General features: G+C 56.2%; 2 protein-coding genes. Both read right to left on the minus strand.

What is annotated here, in order from left to right; all coding sequences use genetic code 11:
- Nucleotides 1-1,056: hydrogenase 2 small subunit (gene hybO / locus AB5Y92_RS05900; protein ID WP_368225939.1), on the minus strand; the 1,056-nt coding region annotated here is incomplete at its 3' end.
- Nucleotides 1,057-2,011: 955 nt separating this feature from the next.
- Nucleotides 2,012-3,001: response regulator (locus AB5Y92_RS05905; protein ID WP_368225941.1), on the minus strand; the 990-nt coding region annotated here is incomplete at its 5' end.

Genomic DNA, 3,001 nt, shown 5'->3' on the forward strand with positions numbered 1-3,001 from the left:
CACCCCCACCAGCACCCCGAGGGCGCCACCGATAAGGCCGGTCGCGGTGGGCGAGGTATAGCCCCCCTCCTGGATCTCCACATCGGGTTTATCCACCCTCGGAGTCGGGTTCTCTACCTTGGCAAGCTGGAAGATCCCCTTGCTAAAACCGACCCCCTGCTCGTTGCAGCCATAACAGGGGTGACCGATGCCGACCGGCCAGATGCCGCCGCCCACATCGCAGAACTCCAGGGTCGAGCAGTTGCCGTAGGTCTCCGGCCCCTTGCAGCCCAGATGATAGAGACACCAGCCCTGCCGGTGCCCCTCATCGCCAAACTCCTTGGCAAAACGCCCTGCGTCGAAGTGCGGACGACGCTCGCAGTTCTCGTGGATCAGCCGCTCATAGGCAAACAGCGGGCGCTTCTTGCTATCCAGCGCCGGCAGCTTGCCGTAGGTGATGTAGTAGGCAACCGTGGTGAGGAAGTTGTGGGGATTGGGCGGGCAGCCCGGGATATTGATGATCGGGGTGCTGATATTGCCCAGCGCCTCTTCCAGACTGACAGCGCCGGTCGGGTTGCCACCGCTGGCAGGCACACCGCCCCAGGCGGCGCAGGAGCCGATGGCGATCACCGCAGCCGCGTCGGCGGCAGCACGGCGAATATGGTCGACGATGGGCTCACCGGCCACCATGCAGTAGACGCCACCATCTTTGAGCGGAATGGAGCCATCCACCACCAGCACATACTTGCCTTTATAGCGCTTGATGGCGTTGTGCTTGTTCTCTTCCGCCTGATGACCAAAGGCCGCCGAGAGTACCTCGTGGTACTCCAGCGAAATGGTGTTGAGGATCAGGTTCTCGATGGTGGGGTGCGTGGCGCGCAGCAGCGATTCGGTACAACCGGTGCACTCCTGCGCCCCAATCCAGATCACCGGCGGCCGTTCGGGGCTGGTGAGCGCAGTGGCCATCTTGGCGACGGCATGCTGACTTAATCCCAGGGTTGCGGCCATCCCGGCACACAATTTCATAAAATCACGGCGATTAATCCCATGAGCCGATAAAAAATTATCCTCGACCATTCTACTTATTCCCGTAGTGAGCACTTGTTTGATAAATGCTTAATAGCGGAAATGCTAAGGACTCACCCACACTGCAGTATTGATCTCTATCAATTTCGACCGGCTTACCCCTATTTTCATAGCGAGCCACATCACAAATGAAATTAATTACCCCCAAAGAGATATTTAGCAACTCCGTAAATTTTATGAACTTAATTGGATATTAAATAATTAATCACCGCATATCCTCTCTTTCACTGTAAGCCAAATTAACATGATTGAAATCTTGGCTATACCGCTCATTTCACAATACTGATGCCCACCCATAAATGATCCATTGAATATATCTTTACTCATTCCATTGCATATTCCATACAGTCATCCACGGAACAACCTCCTGACTTGCCTCTCCACACCAGGACTGTCTCACGGCCAGCTACCACCGGTAGCAAGCACGGCCTGCACGGCACGATTTACCTGCTGTCGCTTGATATCTGCTTGCATCTTGCCAGCGCTGCAGGGAGATGATTGCTCCTGCTAGCCCACACAGTACAACCTCGCTTGGCCTCCCTGCCGTTTAACACAGCTTAGTGAAAAGATGCCGCCGAGGTATGCATATCAGTATGGCCTCCCCCACTCTTTATTGTGTTGGATGCTGGTGAGTAAAATATCGCACTCACGGATATGTTTACGCATCATCGTGAATCTACATTCAAATTAATGGTGAGAGAAAAGGCAAGGTGGAAGGCTGCAGCAACATAGTTATCGATATTTAACTCGCGATGCATTCGCTCATCCGGTTACAGATGTTACCGCCCACCTTCACACTATTTACCTTCACGTCACCCTGCGTAATTAACCAGAGCGTAAATATCCATATCTATCGATATAGATGATAATTATTCTTGTTCAACTGCAGCAAAAAGAAATGAGTTGGGATGACGATGAACATGACAAGCGATAAGGGTGTTAACCATCACCCAAGCAGTGGTGCCAGCAACTGCAGCGCCTTATCGAACTCGAACTCGTTGACCGCCCGGCTCACCTCTTGAAATGCAGCACGCAGCGGCAATGCACTGACAGCCAGATCAGCCTCAATCTGCTGACAAAGCGCCAACGCCTGGGCATCGCTCTGTGCCAGCAAGGTCCCCAACTGCTGGAGTTGCGCCGCCAGCATCCCGGCATCGATGCCTCGGGAAGCGCCCATCGTCACAGGGGACGCTGCAAGCGCGGCTTCCAGCCAAGACAGCAGGGGCGTCAATTCTGCCATCAGGGATGGCAAGCGAGTTGCGACCCCTGCATCATCCCCCTCTTCACCGGCTTGCTCGAGCAGCGCAGCCTGCTCCGCCACACCGGTCGCCCCTATGGTGCTGGCACTGCCCTTGAGAGTGTGAACCAGACGCCGGGCCGTGACTTTGTCATCCGAGGCCCACGCCGAGTGGAAACTGGCTTCAAACCCCTGCTGCCCGTTACAAAAGCGCTGCAACATATTGCGGTAGAGCGCACTGTCGCCCCCCATCACGGCCATGCCCCGCTGCACGTCAAGGCCGGGCACGCCTTGCCAAGGGGTCGCATCGTCAGTCACCTGCAACTTGCTGGCGGCAGCCAGAGGTCTGGCTGGTGTGATCCAGTGCGAGAGGGTCGCCAGCAACAGCGGCATATTCAAGGGTTTGGCGATGTGGTCATTCATGCCTGCCGCCAGCGCCTTCTCTTTATCCCCGACCATGGTGCTGGCTGTCATGGCGATAATGGGGATCCGGGCCAGCGCCGGATCGGCGCGGATCAACCGGGTCGCGGTGTACCCGTCCATCACCGGCATCTGGCAATCCATCAGGATTCCGTCAAACCCGCGATCTTGCGCCAACAGGGCGAGCGCCTGTGCCCCATCGCAAGCACAGACCAGGGAAATCTGCTCCTTGCCCAGCAGGGCCAGCGCCACCTCCCGGTTCATGTCGTTATCATCCAC

This window comes from Aeromonas sp. R1-1 (genome assembly GCF_040908495.1).
GTDB lineage: Bacteria > Pseudomonadota > Gammaproteobacteria > Enterobacterales > Aeromonadaceae > Aeromonas > Aeromonas veronii.